This is a genomic window from Pseudomonas sp. SWRI179, from assembly GCF_014268705.1.
GTDB lineage: Bacteria > Pseudomonadota > Gammaproteobacteria > Pseudomonadales > Pseudomonadaceae > Aquipseudomonas > Aquipseudomonas zanjanensis.
In genome coordinates this window covers 53,468-70,525 of sequence record NZ_JABWRA010000025.1, presented here as the reverse complement: position 1 = coordinate 70,525, position 17,058 = coordinate 53,468, and the positions used below count along the sequence as shown (strand labels likewise).

Sequence of the window (17,058 nt, the reverse complement as noted above, 5' to 3'; positions counted from 1 at the left end):
GTCGCTCAAGCGACCAGGAGCAGCAACGTGGCGAAGCAAAGTTCTCAGAAATTCATCGCGCGCAACCGCGCGCCTCGAGTGCAGATCGAGTACGACGTCGAGCTCTACGGCGCCGAGAAAAAGGTCCAGTTGCCCTTCGTCATGGGCGTCATGGCCGACCTCGCCGGCAAGCCCGCCGAGCCTCTGGCACCGGTGGCCGACCGCAAGTTCCTCGAGATCGACGTCGACAACTTCGACTCGCGCCTCAAGGCCATGCAGCCGCGCGTGGCGTTCCATGTGCCTAACGAACTGACCGGCGAAGGCAACCTGAGCCTGGACCTGACGTTCGAAAGCATGGACGACTTCAGCCCGGCGGCCGTCGCCCGCAAGGTCGACTCGCTGAACAAGCTGCTCGAAGCGCGCACCCAATTGGCCAACCTGCTGACCTACATGGACGGCAAGACCGGTGCCGAAGAAATCATCATGAAGGCGATCAAGGACCCAGCGCTGTTGCAGGCCCTGGCGAGCGCGCCGAAGCCAGCACAGGACCAATGATCATGACTGACAATACCGCCCGCGAAGGCGTGCAGAACCTGGGCGCCACCCAAGAAACCAGCGAGTTTGCGTCCCTGCTGCTGCAAGAATTCAAGCCCAAGACCGAGCGTGCCCGCGAAGCCGTTGAAACGGCCGTGCGCACCCTGGCCGAGCAGGCCCTGGCGCAGACCGACCTGGTGTCCAACGACGCCATCAAGTCGATCGAATCGATCATCGCCGCCATCGACGCCAAGCTCACCGCCCAGGTCAACCAGGTCATCCATCACCCGGACTTCCAGCAACTGGAAAGCGCCTGGCGTGGCCTGCACTACCTGGTCAACAACACCGAGACCGATGAGCAGCTCAAGATCCGCGTGCTCAACATCTCCAAGCCAGACCTGCACAAGACCCTGAAGAAATTCAAGGGCACCGCGTGGGACCAGAGCCCGCTCTTCAAGAAGATGTACGAAGAAGAGTACGGCCAGTTCGGCGGCGAACCTTACGGCTGCCTGGTGGGCGACTACTACTTCGACCAGTCGCCACCGGACGTGGAACTGCTGGGCGAACTGTCGAAAGTCTGCGCGGCCATGCACTCCCCATTCATCGCTGCGGCTTCGCCGACCGTGATGGGCATGGGCTCGTGGCAGGAACTGTCGAATCCGCGCGACCTGACCAAGATCTTCACCACTCCGGAATACGCCGGCTGGCGCTCGCTGCGTGAATCGGAAGACTCGCGCTACATCGGCCTGACCATGCCGCGCTTCCTGGCGCGCCTGCCGTACGGCGCCAAGACCGACCCGGTGGAAGCCTTCGCCTTTGAAGAAAACACCGACGGCGCCGACAGCTCCAAGTACACCTGGGCCAACGCTGCCTACGCGATGGCGGTGAACATCAACCGTTCGTTCAAACACTTCGGCTGGTGCTCGCGCATCCGTGGCGTGGAGTCCGGCGGCGAAGTGGAAAACCTGCCAGCCCACACCTTCCCGACCGACGACGGTGGCGTGGACATGAAGTGCCCGACCGAAATCGCCATCTCGGACCGCCGTGAAGCGGAACTGGCGAAGAACGGTTTCATGCCGCTGCTGCACAAGAAAAACACCGACTTCGCGGCCTTCATCGGCGCCCAGTCGCTGCAGAAACCGGCCGAATACGACGACCCGGACGCCACCGCCAACGCCAACCTGGCCGCGCGCCTGCCGTACCTGTTCGCCACCTGCCGTTTCGCCCATTACCTCAAGTGCATCGTGCGCGACAAGATCGGTTCCTTCAAAGAGAAGGACGAGATGCAGCGCTGGTTGCAGGACTGGATCCTCAACTACGTCGACGGTGACCCGGCGCACTCCACCGAGACCACCAAGGCCCAGCATCCATTGGCTGCCGCTGAAGTGATCGTCGAAGAAGTTGAAGGCAACCCGGGGTACTACAACTCCAAGTTCTACCTGCGCCCGCACTACCAGCTCGAAGGGCTGACCGTGTCGCTGCGACTGGTATCGAAACTGCCTTCGGCCAAGGGCGCGTAAACAGAGGTTTAGTTGGAAAGGGCTCGCTCCTGTGTGGGAGCGGGCTTGCTCGCGAAGGCGTCCGGTCAGTCGGCTGCGATGTTGGATGATCCACCGCATTCGCGAGCAAGCCCGCTCCCACAGGTTCGGTGTCTTGACTGACATTCAAAGTAATTTCGCAAGGTCAGCGTCAACCAAACAATGTGGTAAAGACCACACAGGGAGAAAACATGGCTGTTGATATTTTCATCAAGATTGGCGACATCAAGGGCGAGTCCATGGACAAGGCCCACAAGGACGAGATCGATGTCCTGAACTGGAGCTGGGGCATGTCCCAGTCCGGCAACATGCACGTGGGCAGCGGCGGTGGTGCGGGCAAGGTCAACGTCCAGGACCTGTCCCTGACCAAGTACGTCGACAAGGCGTCGCCGAACCTGATGATGCACTGCGCCAGCGGCAAGCACATCGACAAGGTCAAGCTGACCGTGCGCAAGGCCGGCGGTGAAAGCCAGGTCGAGTACATGATCATCAACCTGGAAGAAGTGCTGGTCACGTCCCTGAGCACTGGCGGCTCGGGCAGCGATGATCGCCTGACCGAAAACGTCACCCTGAACTTCGCCAAGGTGCTGGTGGACTACCAGCCACAGAAAGCCGACGGCACCAAGGAAGGCGGTCCGGTCAAGTTCGGCTGGAACATCCGTCAGAACATCAAGGTGTAATCGAACACGCCCCCGGTGCCACGCGCCGGGGGTGTTTGGTGCTTGCTCGAATCCAATCCTTTCCCACGTGGTATCTGAGTCATGGCCAAGCCTTCGTTTGTCAATTTGTGGAAAGCGTATTCCGATTTGCTGGTGACCTATCCCGACGCGAAACCTTGCGACGGCCATTGGGCAAACCAATGCGCGATTCGCATGAGCATCACGCTCAATACTGAACTGACCATCAAGGTCAACAAGTCCACCTACACCGAACCCAAATGTGCCCATGGGCATGCTCGTGGGGCCGAGTCATTGGCAAACTGGTTGTGGAAACATCATCTGGGCCGCCCGTTGATCCTTGGCGGAACGGCCGCGGACCGGCGCAAGCTGCAAGACAAGACTGGCCTGATTTTCTTCAAGGATTGTTTCCAGCAAGTGGGAGAAGCCGCGGAAGGTCGCACCGGCGATCATATCGACCTCTGGAACCGTGGCCTGACCCTAGGTTATGACGACCCGGCCTATCGAGCCCGAGCGATCTGGTTCTGGGAGCTCGTATGATCAAGGCCCATTGCGCGATATGGGTCGGCTGCCTGTTGACCAGCCTGACCGCCTGTGCCCAGGAGCAATCCCCCTCGGCAACGCCCTCCCTAGCGGTGGAGCAGGTTGTCTCGATGGACGGGCAAACGCTGAAGCTGGCGAACGACCAGGCGCGCTGCGCGCTGCGCAAACCCGACCAGACCCTGATGCCACTCGACTTGGCCTGGCCCTGCCAGTTCAGGGTCGATCGACAAGGCAAACCCCACGTCGAGACCTTCGGCGAGGTGCCTATTGTCATCGTTGTCCATGTATCTGCTGGCCCCCATAACAATCAGGAGTGTCGCTCCGAGTATCGCGCCATACGCCAGATCAATGGACAACTCGAACCCTCGATAATCGCTCGTACTGCCAGCTGCATGACTGGCACAGGTGACCAGAAGGATTACACGGGCCTTTTCACGTGGTAACCGAAATCGCCACTCGCGATCGCCTCCAACCCTCCCTATTGGACCGGTTGACCGACGACGATCCGACCAACCCCAAGGAAAGCGCCGACAAGCGCGTGCTCTCCCTGACCCAATTGAAGGCCTCGGTGCTGCGTGACCTGGCGTGGCTGCTCAACACCACGTCATTGCTCGACGCCGATGCCACGCTGCACACCCCGGCAGGCACTTCGGTGGTGAATTTCGGGTTGCCGGCCCTGGCCGGCAACAGCGCGTCGAACGTCGATGTCTCGGCCCTGGAAACCTTGATCCACCAGGCCATTGCCACCTTCGAACCGCGCATCCTGCGCCACACCCTGCGAGTGCGGGCCCGGGCGACGGCCGAGATGAACCATAACGCGTTGAGTTTCGAGATCGAAGGCGACCTCTGGGCCCAGCCGGTGCCGCTGCGGCTGATGCTGCAGACCGACCTGGACCTGGAAACCGGCCATGTGCGCGTGGTCAACGCCGACCAGCGGAGACGCCCATGAACCCGCGCCTGCTGGAGCTGTACAACCAGGAACTGCACCATGTGCGCGAAAGCGCGGCGGAGTTCGCCAAGGAATATCCCAAGATCGCCAGTCGGCTGACCTTGGCCGGCATGGACTGCGCCGACCCGTATGTCGAGCGCCTGCTCGAAGGCTTCGCCTACCTGACGGCCCGGGTTCAGCTCAAGCTCGACGCCGAGTACCCGACCTTCACCCACAACCTGCTGGAAATCGCCTACCCGCATTACCTGGCGCCGACGCCGTCGATGACCGTGGTGCAAATGCAGGCCGACCCGGACGAAGGCTCGCTGAGCAGTGGTTTCCCGCTGCCTCGCGACACCGTCCTGCGCGCCGCCCTGGGTCGCGAAACCCAGACCTGCTGTGAGTACCGCACCGCCCACGCGGTGACGTTGTGGCCGTTGCAGGTCAGCCAGGCCGAGTATTTCGGCAATCCGTCCGCCGTGCTCGGGCGCCTGGCCGCCAGTGAACCGAAGGCCAAGGCCGGCCTGCGCCTGACCCTGCGCACCGGCGCCGAACTGCCGTTCAACAGCCTGGCCCTGGACAACCTGCCGCTGTACTTGAGCGGCGCCGATGAGCAGCCTTTCCGCCTCTATGAACAACTGCTGGGCAATGCCTGCGCGGTGTTCGCCCGCAAGCCGGGCGGCGACTGGGTGGAGCGGCTGCCCCAGGATGCGTTGCGCTCGCGCGGTTTCGACGACGCCGACGCCGCGTTGCCGGTGGTGTCGCGGGCCTTCCAGGGCTATCGCCTGCTGCAGGAATACTTCGCCCTGCCCCACCGTTTCCTGTTTGTCGACTTCACCCAGTTGAGCCGCGCGGTCAAACGCTGCGACGGCCAGGAACTGGAGCTGATCGTGTTGTTCGACCGTCACGATCCGAGCCTGGAAGGCAGCGTCGGCGCTTCGCAGTTCCTACCGTTCTGCACCCCGGCCATCAACCTGTTTCCCAAGCGCCTGGATCGCATCCACTTGTCGGAACGGGTCAACGAACACCACGTGATCGCCGACCGCACCCGGCCGATGGATTTCGAAGTGCATTCCTTGAGTGGCCTCACTGGCCACGGCACCGGGCCGGAGCAACCGTTCCTGCCGTTCTACGCCGTGCGCGATCCGTCCCGTTATGGCCGCGACCAGGCCTACTACACCGTACGGCGCGAACCGCGCGTGTTGTCCAGCGACCAACGACGCAACGGCCCGCGCTCGACCTACATCGGCAGCGAAACCTTCGTCAGCCTGGTGGACAGCCAGCAAGCGCCCTACCGCCATGACCTGCGCCAACTCGGCGTGACCGCGCTGTGCACCAACCGCGACCTGCCGCTGTTCATGAGCGTGGGCAACGGCAAGACTGACTTCACCCTCGCCGACAGTGCCCCGGTGGGCGCCGTGCGCTGCGTGGCCGGACCCAGTCGACCACGGGCCAGCCATGCCCACGACGCCAAGGCCTGGCGGCTGATCAGCCAGTTGTCGCTGAACTACTTGTCGTTGAGCGAGCAAGGCCAAGGCGCCGCGGCCCTGCGCGAATTGCTGCGCCTGTACGGCGACAGCAACGACGCGGCCCTGCAATTGCAGATCGAAGGTCTGCGGGAAGTCAGCAGCAAGGCCTGCACCCGGCGCTTGCCGATGCCCGGCCCGATCGTGTTCGGTCGAGGCCTGGAGATCACCCTGGAATTCGATGAAAACGCGTTTCGCGGCACCGGGGTGTTCCTGCTCGGTGCGGTGTTCGAGCGCTTCCTGGCACGCTACGTGTCGATCAACAGTTTTACCGAGACGGTGATCCGTACCACCGAACGCGGCGAGATCATGCGATGGAAAGCCAAGCCCGGACGTCGTCCGACCCTGTGAGTACCCTGGAGGCGATGCACCAGGAACCCTGGGAATACGACTTCTTCCAGGCGTTGCGGCGCATCGAGTGCGAATCCCCCGAGCTGCCGCGCCTGGGCCATTCCCTGCGCCTGGCCGATGACCCGTTGCGCCTCGGGCAACAGGCCGACTGCACCTTCGCCCCGGCCACCCTCGCCTCGGTGCAACCGGGCGGCGACGGTACGCCGGCGCGCCTGGAGCAGTTCTTCTTCGGCCTCGGCGGCCCCAACGGCCCGATGCCGCTGCACATCACCGAATACGTGCGCGAGCGCCAGCGCAACAATGGCGACAGCACCAGCAAGCGCTTTCTCGATGTGTTCCACCATCGCCTGCTCAGCCTGTTCTACCGGGCCTGGGCCGAAGCGCGGCCGACGGTCAGCCATGACCGCCCCAACGATGACTATTGGTCGGCGCGGCTGGCGGCCCTCAGCGGTCGGGGCATGCCGAGCCTGCTCAACCAAGGGCTGATCCCCGACACGGCGAAGCTGCACTACAGCGGCCACCTGTCGGCGCAGACCCGCTACCCGGACGGCTTGAAAGCGATCCTCAGCGAGTACTTCGGCCTGCTGGTGGAAATCGAAGAGTACGTCGGCCAATGGCTGGAACTGCCGGAGCGCAGCCGCGTCGGGGTCAGCGCTCACCAACTGGGCGTGGACTTTTGCCTGGGCCGCTTCGTGTGGGACCGCCAGCACAAATTCCGCATTCGCCTGGGGCCACTCAAGCTCGTTGACTACATGGGCATGCTGCCCGGCAGCCAACCGTTCAACGAGCTGGTGGCCTGGGTCGCCGAATACCTGGGCCACGAGTTGGATTGGGACCTGAACCTGGTCCTGGAACAGCCCGAAGTGCCCGCGCTACAACTCAATGGCCGTTTCCGCCTGGGCTTCAACACCTGGCTGGGACGTCCTGAAAAAGATGCCAACGATTTAATACTGGCCCGGCATTACGCCGAACAGGCCAACACCTCACAGACCTCAAGGAGCCATGAGCATGGGTGAAATCAGTCGCGCCGCGTTGTTCGGCAAACTCAACAGCGTGGCCTACAAAGCCATCGAAGCCGCCACCGTGTTCTGCAAGTTGCGCGGTAACCCTTACGTGGAACTGGCCCACTGGTTTCACCAGTTGCTGCAGCTGCAGGACTCGGACCTGCACCGCATCATCCGCCAGTTCAACATCGAGCCGGCGCGCCTGGCCCGCGACCTCACCGAGGCATTGGACCGTTTGCCACGGGGTTCGACGTCGATCACCGACCTTTCGTCCCACGTGGAAGAAGCCGTGGAACGCGGCTGGGTCTATGGCAGCCTGATGTTCGGCGAAAGCCAGGTGCGCACCGGTTACCTGGTGCTGGGCATCCTCAAGACGCCAAGCCTGCGCCACGCGCTGCTGGGCCTGTCGTCGGAGTTCGACAAGGTCAAGGTCGAAGCCCTGAGCGAGCGCTTTGACGAATACGTCGGCGACTCGCCGGAAAACGCCCTGACCGCCAGCGACGGTTTCAATGCCGGCGCCGTGCCGGGGGAAGCCAGCGGCGCCATGGCCCCGGCCGCCATGGGCAAGCAGGAAGCCCTCAAGCGCTTCACCGTCGACCTCACCGAGCAGGCCCGCAGCGGCAAGCTCGACCCGATCGTCGGCCGTGACGAAGAGATCCGCCAACTGGTGGACATCCTCATGCGCCGCCGACAGAACAACCCGATCCTCACCGGCGAAGCCGGCGTGGGCAAGACCGCCGTGGTCGAAGGCTTCGCCCTGCGCATCGTCGCCGGCGACGTGCCGCCGGCCCTCAAGGACGTGGAATTGCGCAGCCTCGACGTGGGCCTGTTACAGGCCGGCGCGAGCATGAAAGGTGAATTCGAACAGCGCCTGCGCCAAGTCATCGAAGACGTCCAGGCCTCGCCCAAGCCGATCATTCTGTTCATCGACGAAGCCCACACCCTGGTGGGTGCCGGTGGCGCCGCCGGCACGGGCGACGCGGCCAACCTGCTCAAACCGGCACTGGCCCGTGGCACCTTGCGCACCGTAGCCGCCACGACCTGGGCCGAGTACAAGAAGCACATCGAAAAAGACCCGGCCCTGACCCGTCGTTTCCAGGTGGTGCAAGTGGCCGAGCCGTCGGAAGACAAGGCCTTGCTGATGATGCGCGGCGTGGCCTCGACCATGGAAAAACACCACCAGGTGCAGATCCTCGACGAAGCCCTGGAAGCCTCGGTCAAGCTGTCCCACCGCTACATTCCCGCGCGCCAGTTGCCGGACAAATCCGTGAGCCTGCTGGACACCGCCTGCGCCCGCGTCGCCATCAGCCTGCACGCCGTGCCGGCCGAAGTGGACGACAGCCGGCGGCGCATCGAAGCGCTGGAAACCGAGCTGCAAATCATCGCCCGTGAGCACGCGATTGGCGTGGTCATCGGCACCCGCCAGACCCACAGCGAAAGCCTGCTGAGCGCCGAGCGCGAGCGCCTGGCCGAGCTGGAAAGCCGCTGGGCCGAAGAGAAGACCCTGGTGGACGAACTGCTGGAAACTCGCGCTACCCTGCGCGAACGCGTCGGCGTGGTGGACAGCGAAGACAACAGCGAAGCTTCTGACAACGAAAGCCACCAACTGCGCGAGAAACTGGTGGACCTGCAACAGCGCCTGACCGCCCTGCAAGGCGAAACCCCGTTGATCCTGCCGACCGTGGATTACCAGGCAGTGGCCTCGGTGGTCGCCGACTGGACCGGTATCCCGGTGGGCCGCATGGCCCGCAACGAACTGGAAACCGTGCTCAACCTCGACCAGCACCTGAAAAAACGCATCATCGGCCAGGACCATGCCTTGCAGATGATCGCCAAGCGCATCCAGACCTCCCGCGCCGGCCTCGACAACCCGAGCAAGCCGATTGGCGTGTTCATGCTCGCCGGCACCTCCGGCGTGGGCAAGACCGAAACCGCCCTGGCCCTGGCCGAAGCCATGTATGGCGGCGAGCAGAACGTCATCACCATCAACATGAGCGAGTTCCAGGAAGCCCACACCGTGTCCACCCTCAAGGGCGCGCCACCGGGCTACATCGGCTACGGCGAAGGCGGTGTGCTGACCGAAGCCGTGCGGCGCAAACCGTACAGCGTGGTGCTGCTGGACGAGGTGGAAAAAGCCCACCCGGACGTGCATGAGATCTTCTTCCAGGTGTTCGACAAAGGTGTGATGGAGGACGGCGAAGGCCGCGTTATCGACTTCAAGAACACCTTGATCCTGCTGACCACCAACGCCGGCACCGAGCTGATCGCCCAGGTCTGCAAGGACCCACAGAACGTGCCCGAGCCGGAAGAAATCGCCAAGGCCCTGCGCCAGCCACTGCTGGAGATTTTCCCGCCGGCCTTGCTCGGCCGCCTGGTGACGATCCCGTACTACCCGCTCAGCGATGAGATGCTCAAGGCCATCACCCGCCTGCAACTCAACCGCATCAAGAAGCGCGTAGAGAGCACCCACAAAGTCGCCTTCGACTACGACGACGCGGTGATCGATCTGATCGTCTCGCGCTGCACCGAAACCGAAAGCGGCGGGCGCATGATCGACACCATCCTGACCAACAGCCTGCTGCCGGATATGAGCCGCGAGTTCCTGACCCGCATGCTCGAAGGCAAGGCCCTGGCCGGGGTGCGTATCAGCGCCGTGGACAACGAACTGAAGTACGATTTCAGCGACGCGGCTTGACTGTTAGGAACACCTCTATCCCCTGTGGGAGCGGGCTTGCTCGCGAATGCAATCTGTCAGCGACATTGATGTTGGCTGACACACCGCCTTCGCGAGCAAGCCCGCTCCCACATTGGGGGATTGCGCTCCTTTAGCTATTCAACCTGCACGAGACCCTCGATGTTATTCAACCAAGCCACCCGCCTGGCCAAGATCACCAGCCCCCTCGGACCCGAGGTTCTGCTGCTCAAGGACATGGGCGGCGGTGAAGAGCTGGGGCGGCTGTTCAACTACGAGTTGCAGTTGCATTCGCTGGACAACGCCATCGACCTCAATCAACTGCTCGGCAAGCCCATGTGCGTGAGCCTGCAGCTCGACGGTGGTGGCGAGCGCTACTTCCATGGCATCGTCGCCCGTTGCAGCCAGAACGTCGACCAGGGCCAGTTCGCCAGCTACCAGGCCACCTTGCGCCCGTGGCTGTGGCTGCTGACCCGCACTTCCGATTGCCGAATTTTCCAGAACCTCACCATCCCGCAGATCATCAAGCAGGTGTTCCGCGACCTGGGCTTTTCCGATTTCGAAGACGCCCTGAGCCGGCCTTATCGCGAGTGGGAATACTGCGTGCAGTACCGCGAGACCAGTTTTGATTTCGTCAGCCGCTTGATGGAACAGGAAGGCATTTACTACTTCTTCCGCCATGAGCAGGGCCGTCATGTACTGGTGATGGCCGACGCTTATGGCGCCCACGCACCTGCACCCGGCTACGCTTCGGTGCCCTACTATCCGAAGAATGAGCAGCAGCGCGAGCGCGATCATATTCATGATTGGCACCTGGCCCAGGAAGTCCAACCGGGTTCGTTGGAGCTCAACGACTACGACTTCCAGCGCCCGAGTGCACACATTGATGTGCGTGCGGCCATGCCCCGTCCGCACACCGCTGGCGACTATCCGCTCTACGACTACCCCGGCACCTACGTGCAAAGCACCGACGGCGAACACTACGCCCGCACGCGCATCGAGGCCTTGCAGACCTTGCATGAGCAGGTCGAGTTGTCGGGCAACGCCCGGGGCCTGGGTTCGGGGCATTTGTTCAGCCTCACCGGCTTCAGCCGCCAGGACCAGAACCGCGAATACCTGATCGTCGGCGCTCGCTATTACCTCTCCCAGGAAAGCGGCGAGACCGGGGGCGGTGCGCCTTCAGCACAATTCGAAAGCAGCCTGACCTGCATCAATGCCCAGCAAAGTTATCGCCCCTTGGCGATTACCCATCGTCCCATCGTCAAAGGCCCGCAGACTGCGTTGGTGGTCGGGCCCAAGGGCGAGGAAATCTGGACCGATCAGTTTGGCCGGGTGAAGGTGCATTTCTATTGGGACCGTCACGACCAATCCAATGAAAACAGCTCGTGCTGGATTCGGGTGTCGCAGGCATGGGCCGGCAAGAATTGGGGCTCGGTGCAGATACCGCGCATTGGTCAGGAAGTCATCGTGAGCTTCCTTGAAGGCGACCCCGACCGGCCCATCGTCACCGGTCGCGTGTATAACGCCGAACAAACCGTGCCCTATGCGCTGCCCGCCAATGCCACCCAGAGCGGCACCAAAAGCCGTTCGAGCAAGGGCGGCACGCCAGCGAATTTCAACGAAATCCGCATGGAAGACAAGAAAGGCGCCGAGCAGTTGTACATCCATGCCGAGCGCAACCAGGACATCGTGGTCGAGGTGGATGAAAGCCATTCGGTGGGCCATGACCGCAATAAAAGCATCGGCCACAACGAAACCGTGCGCGTTGGCCAAGACCGACTGCGGGCCGTGCAGCGCAACGATGCCTTGCTCGTCGGCGGCACTAAGAGCGACAGCATCAGCACCCAATACCTCGTGGAAGCGGGCTCGCAGATTCGACTGGTGTGTGGCAAAAGCGTGCTGGAGTTCAATGCCAGTGGCGAGATCAACATCTCGGGCACCGCCTTCAACATCTACGCCAGCGGCAATGGCAACATCGACACCGGCGGCCGTTTGGACTTGAACTCCGGAGGCGCCAGCGAAGTGGATGCCAAGGGCAAGGGCATCAAGGGTGTTATCGATGCGGCAGTAAAAGCGTTGTTCCCAACAAGGGCCAAACACTGAAGTTCACCGCCGGAGCAACCCCTGGCTGCAACGCTGCTCACTTAAGTAAACGATGATCCCGTGGCGAGGGAGCTTGCTCCCGCTTGAGTGCGAAGCGCTCACCAAAAGGGCTGCTACGCAGCCCAGCGGGAGCAAGCTCCCTCGCCACGGGGTCTATCTACAGCCTCAACGTGAACAGCAGTGCCGCCTCACAGGCCCTTTCGACGATCAGATGGCCGTGCCGCGATTCGTTCCCGGCGCGACAATCAACAGCTCATCCAGCTCACGCTTTTTGCAGCGGGCCACAAACGGCAGCGCGGCGTCCGGGTCACGCTTGAACAGCTCGAAGGTCGCCTGATTGATTTCGTAGTATTCCTCGTAGTCGGCCATGCCATTGCTGACCGGTATGGACACGTAGAACCGACCCGAATCTTGTTCGATACCCACGGAAAACATGTGCTCGCGACTGACCAGAACATCTTGAAATTTCATAACTTGCCTACCTCTACCATCATAATGGCGTCCAACTGAAGTCTTTGGGCGAAATGCCCCCGGCATCGATGACCGCCTCGCTGGCACCGGTCGGCAGCTTGCCGCCAGGAATCCAGAATTCGTTGGCGCCGGCCTCGTTACCTGACGGAATCCGCAGGTTCATGTCTTTAGGCGCGGGAATATCGACCCGAACCAGCGTACTACTTTCCAAGGTATTTTCTGGCAGCCCCAGCGCCTTCTCCAACGCCCGCTTGTCACCCTTGGCATTGGCAACCAATTGATCGGCTTCAGCCTTGGGCATGAGGAATGTCGTGCCATCGCGCTGGGCGATGCCGTACTTGTCCAGGTTGGCCTTTGTGGTGAAGCGTGAGGCGCCGTTTTCGAACTGGGCCAAGTGTTCTTTCACATACTGGGGTGACAAGTACTTGTCGGCGTCGGGTCGCGAGCCTTTCGGCATGGCCAGGATATCGGCCTCGGTGACGCCAGGCTTGTACTTGGGCGGCGGCAGTTCGGCAGGCTTGGCGGCCTTGGCCATTTTCGGGCTCAGCCCCAGCATGGCCATGCCGGCGACACCTTGCAGCAGGTCCCGATAGCCAGGCCCCAGGCGGTCACCTAAATCGCCGAGAAGCTCCATGCCCCCCACGATCAACCCGCCCACCACCACGAATTCGACGAGCACGGCGATACCCGCCATGGCGGCCATGACCAACGCAGCACCTGCCGCCAATAGCCCCAACACTTCCAACCCGGAATGCATCCACCCTTCAAGGTCCAGGACAAACGCCACCGACACCGTCGGCCCGCCGATGAAGGTATTCGGGCTGCCCGTCTTGATGTGAGCACCGCAGACCATTTTGCTGTGCAGGCGCGCCGCCGGCTTGCCGTTGATGAACACCGTGGCGCTGCCTTCGGCGATCAACACCGGGAAGGGCCAGATCGGGTGGTTCATCGGCAACCCGGTGCAGGAAGATGACGTGTCTTCGCCCGCCCGCATGGCATTGCGGTCGTTGATGTAGACGTTGAAGCTGCCCATGATCAATGCCCCCGTGGTGGGCTCGGGCAGGTTGAAGATGGTGGAAAGGCCTTTGACGATCTGGAACATCGACAAGCCGCCGGCGGCAATCGAGCCGGCCATGATCGCCAGGGCCACTCCACCCGTGGCCACCGTCGCGGCAACGACCGCGGCGCCGATCAAGGCGCCGGCCACGGCTCCGGCGACCATCGCGGCCAACCCGAACCCGTGGGCTATTTCATCACCCAGACGTGCTGCAGCCTGTGCATCCATGATGTGTATGAGTACTCAGTGGGACGTGTCGATGCTCAGACAATCGGCGGCTGTGGCTTGAACGAATGCATCGCCAGCTTCCAGGCCGGCTCGTGATAAGGGAAATCGCTCGGTGTAGTGGTCAGGGTGGTGATCAGCACCGCCGGCTTACGCTCGATGAACACCTGGCGCAACATCAGTTCACGCCCCTCCCGTTGCCAGGTGTAATCCAGCAACGTGGTGGTGAGCCCCTGCAGCACCGTGTCCCAGCGCTGGACCAGCTTGAAGCCCGGCAGTTGCTGCTCCGCGCTTTTGAGCTGGCGGTCCACGTACTCGGCAAAGGGCGCGTCGCCCTGGGTAGCATCGCGGCTGATTACAAAACTGGCTTCTTTAGCGGGACCGACGGCCGGCAGCTTGAAAATATTGATGCTCTGGTCCTGCCAGGCATCGGGGATTTCGAGATCGGCTTCTTGAATGCGGTAAGAGGTCACAGTAATCGCTTTCCATGGACGTGAGGTGACGCGCGAAGGAGCAGATATTCAAGTAATGCCTGGGAACAATCAAGAACCGGGTTCCTCTGCCCCGCGTAACAAACTACATTATGCGATCAGCGTCACTACTCCGGCGATCAAGCGCCCCGTAGGAGCTGCCGAAGGCTGCGATCTTTTGATCTTTCGCTTTAGACTCAAGGGTCTCGCAGCCTCGCGTTGCTCGACAGCTCCTACAAGGATGCAAGGCATCAACAAGGGATAATTGATGTTATTCAACCAAGCCTCACGCCTGGCCAAGATTACCAGCCCCCTCGGACCTGAGGTGCTGCTGCTCAAAGACATGGGCGGCGGCGAAGAGCTGGGGCGGCTGTTCAACTACGAGTTGCAGTTGCACTCGCTGGACAACGCCATCGACCTCAACCAGTTGCTCGGCAAGCCCATGTGCGTGAGCCTGCAACTCGATGGCGGTGGCGAGCGCTACTTCCATGGCATCGTCGCCCGTTGCAGCCAGAACGTCGACCAGGGCCAGTTCGCCAGCTACCAGGCCACCTTGCGCCCGTGGCTTTGGCTGCTGACCCGCACCTCCGATTGCCGGATTTTCCAGAACCTCACCATCCCGCAGATCATCAAGCAGGTGTTCCGCGACCTGGGCTTTTCCGATTTCGAAGACGCCTTGAGCCACCCCTATCGGGAGTGGGAATACTGCGTGCAGTATCGCGAGACCAGTTTTGATTTCGTCAGCCGGCTGATGGAGCAGGAAGGGATCTACTATTTCTTCCGTCACGAGCAGGGCCGTCACGTGTTGGTGCTGGCCGATGCCTATGGCGCCCACACCACGGCACCCGGCTACGGTTCGGTGCCCTACTACCCCAAGAATGAGCAACAGCGCGAGCGCGATCATATTCATGATTGGCACCTGGCCCAGGAAGTCCAACCGGGCTCGCTGGAGCTCAATGACTACGACTTCCAACGCCCCAGCGCGCGCATCGACGTGCGCTCGGCCATGCCCCGTCCGCACACTGCCGGCGACTATCCGCTCTACGACTATCCCGGCACCTATGTGCAAAGCGAGGACGGCGAACACTACGCCCGCACCCGCATCGAGGCCTTGCAGACCCTGCACGAGCAAGTCGAACTGGCGGGCAATGCCCGGGGCCTGGGCTCGGGGCATCTGTTCAGCCTCACCGGTTTCAGCCGCCAGGACCAGAACCGCGAATACCTGATCGTCGGCGCCCGCTACTACCTCTCCCAGGAAAGCGGCGAGACCGGTGGCGGCGCGCCAACCGCGCAGTTCGAAAGCAGCCTGACCTGCATCGACGCCCAGCAAAGCTATCGCCCCTTGGCGATTACTCATCGTCCCATCGTCAAAGGCCCGCAAACCGCGTTGGTAGTCGGCCCCAAGGGCGAGGAAATCTGGACCGATCAGTTCGGCCGGGTGAAGGTGCATTTCTATTGGGACCGTCACGACCAGTCCAACGAGAACAGCTCGTGCTGGATTCGGGTGTCGCAATCCTGGGCCGGGAAAAACTGGGGCTCGATGCAAATCCCGCGCATCGGCCAGGAAGTCATCGTGAGCTTCCTTGAGGGTGACCCGGACCGACCGATCATCACCGGCCGCGTCTACAACGCCGAACAGACCGTGCCCTATGACCTGCCAGATAACGCGACCCAGAGCGGCATGAAAAGCCGTTCGAGCAAGGGCGGCACGCCGGCGAATTTCAACGAAATCCGCATGGAAGACAAGAAAGGCGCCGAGCAGTTGTACATCCATGCCGAGCGCAACCAGGACATCGTGGTCGAGGTGGACGAGAGCCATTCGGTGGGCCATGACCGCAACAAAAGCATCGGCCACAACGAAACGGTGACCATCGGCAACAACCGCCTGCGCATCGTCAAGCAGCAAGACATCCTCTCGGTGGGCCAGCGCAAGACCGACAGCATCAGCCAGAGCTACGTCATCGAGGTGGGTGAAAACCTGCGCCTGGTGTGCGGTGAAAGCATCCTGGAGCTCAACGCCAGCGGCCAGATCAACCTGACCGGCGTGCAGATCAGCTTTTACGCCAGTGGCGACGCCGAGTTCAACACTGGCGGCGTGCTGCACCTGAACAACGGTGGCGGCCCGGGCGCCACGCCCGACGGCCAGGGCGTCAAGGGCAGCATCGACGCCAACATCAGTGCCGCGTTCCCCAAGGGCTAACTTCGAGATTCAAGCGCCATGACTTATCGCCTCAACGAATTCCAGCTCCAGCTGCCGCCAAGCGAGTTGCTGGACGCGACAATCAATATCCTCAAGTTTCCTGAACTGGGCACCTCCCTGATCGTCAGCCGCAGCTTGCTAACCGAAGGCGAGACCCTGCAAAGCAACCTCGACGACCAACTCAAGCGCCTGGAAAAACAGGTCCAGCAACTGCGCTGCCAGCCGGGCGCCACCGTGCGCGTGGGCGCCAACCAGGAAGTCGAAGCCATCGAATTGCGCAGCCAGTTCAACAAGGGCAATGAAAAGGTTTTCCAGTATCAGCTCGCACTGGTACTGCCCGGCACCCGCAAGATGCTGGCCCTGAGTTACGTGAAAGCCGAGAAACTGGGCGATGCCGAAGCGGCGCATTGGGCGACGATCAAGGGTTCGCTGGTGTTCGATACCCCGGCCTGACGACCATCCCTGTGGGAGCGAGCCTGCTCGCGATTGCGATGGGTCAGCTATATGGGTGCCGGATGTACCGACGCCTTCGCGAGCAAGCCCGCTCCCACAGGGGATTAGCGGCGGCCAGGGAATTCGAACTCACCCCGGATCAAATGTGGGAGCGGGCTTGCTCGCGAAAGCAGTGGGTCAGACGCTGATGAGGTTGACTGATCGGGGCCCATCGCGAGCAGGCTCGCTCCCACAGGGGATTGACGGTGGTTGGGAATTTGAAGATGGAACAAAAGCACCCGCTCTGTAATCGCCTCAAACCAAAGCG

15 protein-coding genes and 1 pseudogene are annotated in these 17,058 nt (G+C 62.1%); 13 read left to right on the top strand and 3 right to left on the bottom strand.

Annotation, left to right across the window (positions count from 1 at the left end; genetic code table 11):
* Nucleotides 1–27 precede the first annotated feature (27 nt).
* From tssB to HU767_RS15910, 11 genes and pseudogenes are all read left to right on the top strand, one after another.
* The gene (gene tssB / locus HU767_RS15955; protein ID WP_003177230.1) at nucleotides 28–534 is read left to right on the top strand and encodes a type VI secretion system contractile sheath small subunit; all 507 of its coding nucleotides are present in this window, start codon (nucleotides 28–30) and stop codon (nucleotides 532–534) included.
* 2 nt (nucleotides 535–536) lie between these two features.
* Complete coding sequence (gene tssC, locus HU767_RS15950; RefSeq protein WP_186710263.1) at nucleotides 537–2,033, top strand: type VI secretion system contractile sheath large subunit; 1,497 nt, start codon at nucleotides 537–539, stop codon at nucleotides 2,031–2,033.
* A 12-nt stretch (nucleotides 2,034–2,045) separates the two neighbouring features.
* Nucleotides 2,046–2,159, top strand: a pseudogene (locus HU767_RS28850) (metal ABC transporter ATP-binding protein); the annotation flags it as partial.
* Nucleotides 2,160–2,242: 83 nt separating this feature from the next.
* Nucleotides 2,243–2,731: a type VI secretion system tube protein Hcp gene (locus HU767_RS15945; protein WP_003177228.1), complete on the top strand. Its 489-nt coding sequence runs from the start codon at nucleotides 2,243–2,245 to the stop codon at nucleotides 2,729–2,731.
* An 81-nt stretch (nucleotides 2,732–2,812) separates the two neighbouring features.
* Nucleotides 2,813–3,268 (top strand): T6SS effector amidase Tae4 family protein, encoded by a 456-nt coding sequence (locus tag HU767_RS15940; protein WP_186710264.1) that lies wholly within the window; start codon nucleotides 2,813–2,815, stop codon nucleotides 3,266–3,268.
* Nucleotides 3,265–3,714 carry a hypothetical protein gene (locus tag HU767_RS15935; RefSeq protein ID WP_186710265.1) on the top strand — a complete coding sequence of 150 codons (450 nt, stop codon included), beginning with the start codon at nucleotides 3,265–3,267 and terminating at the stop codon, nucleotides 3,712–3,714. The genes HU767_RS15940 and HU767_RS15935 overlap by 4 nt, the downstream gene beginning before the upstream one ends.
* A complete protein-coding gene (tssE, locus tag HU767_RS15930) occupies nucleotides 3,708–4,220 on the top strand; it encodes a type VI secretion system baseplate subunit TssE (RefSeq protein WP_039593609.1) in 513 nt (170 codons plus the stop codon). The genes HU767_RS15935 and tssE overlap by 7 nt, the downstream gene beginning before the upstream one ends.
* Nucleotides 4,217–6,076: a type VI secretion system baseplate subunit TssF gene (gene tssF / locus HU767_RS15925; RefSeq protein WP_186710267.1), complete on the top strand. Its 1,860-nt coding sequence runs from the start codon at nucleotides 4,217–4,219 to the stop codon at nucleotides 6,074–6,076. Before tssE ends, tssF begins: the two co-directional genes overlap by 4 nt.
* A complete protein-coding gene (tssG, locus tag HU767_RS15920) occupies nucleotides 6,040–7,092 on the top strand; it encodes a type VI secretion system baseplate subunit TssG (RefSeq protein WP_186729960.1) in 1,053 nt (350 codons plus the stop codon). The genes tssF and tssG overlap by 37 nt, the downstream gene beginning before the upstream one ends.
* Nucleotides 7,085–9,775, top strand: a complete 2,691-nt coding sequence (gene tssH, locus HU767_RS15915) for a type VI secretion system ATPase TssH (RefSeq protein WP_186729959.1) — start codon at nucleotides 7,085–7,087, stop codon at nucleotides 9,773–9,775. The genes tssG and tssH overlap by 8 nt, the downstream gene beginning before the upstream one ends.
* Before the next feature lie 159 nt (nucleotides 9,776–9,934).
* Entirely contained in the window at nucleotides 9,935–11,875 is a 1,941-nt protein-coding gene (locus HU767_RS15910; RefSeq protein ID WP_186729958.1) for a type VI secretion system tip protein VgrG, read from the top strand.
* A gap of 207 nt (nucleotides 11,876–12,082) precedes the next feature.
* On the opposite strand, the gene HU767_RS15905 is transcribed toward HU767_RS15910, so the two are convergent.
* From HU767_RS15905 to HU767_RS15895, 3 genes are read right to left on the bottom strand one after another with little or no spacing between them, the layout of a single operon-like run.
* A complete protein-coding gene (locus HU767_RS15905) occupies nucleotides 12,083–12,346 on the bottom strand; it encodes a hypothetical protein (protein WP_186710278.1) in 264 nt (87 codons plus the stop codon).
* A gap of 19 nt (nucleotides 12,347–12,365) precedes the next feature.
* Nucleotides 12,366–13,631 (bottom strand): PAAR domain-containing protein, encoded by a 1,266-nt coding sequence (locus HU767_RS15900; RefSeq protein WP_186710279.1) that lies wholly within the window; start codon nucleotides 13,629–13,631, stop codon nucleotides 12,366–12,368.
* 35 nt (nucleotides 13,632–13,666) lie between these two features.
* Nucleotides 13,667–14,101, bottom strand: a complete 435-nt coding sequence (locus HU767_RS15895; protein ID WP_186710280.1) for a DcrB-related protein — start codon at nucleotides 14,099–14,101, stop codon at nucleotides 13,667–13,669.
* 265 nt (nucleotides 14,102–14,366) lie between these two features.
* Between HU767_RS15895 and HU767_RS15890 the strand changes: the two genes are divergently transcribed.
* Both HU767_RS15890 and HU767_RS15885 read left to right on the top strand, forming a co-directional pair.
* Nucleotides 14,367–16,298, top strand: coding sequence for a type VI secretion system Vgr family protein (locus tag HU767_RS15890; RefSeq protein ID WP_186729957.1), 1,932 nt, complete (start codon nucleotides 14,367–14,369; stop codon nucleotides 16,296–16,298).
* A gap of 18 nt (nucleotides 16,299–16,316) precedes the next feature.
* On the top strand, nucleotides 16,317–16,751 hold the full coding sequence (locus HU767_RS15885) for a DcrB-related protein (protein ID WP_186729956.1): 435 nt from the start codon (nucleotides 16,317–16,319) through the stop codon (nucleotides 16,749–16,751).
* Nucleotides 16,752–17,058 lie beyond the last annotated feature (307 nt).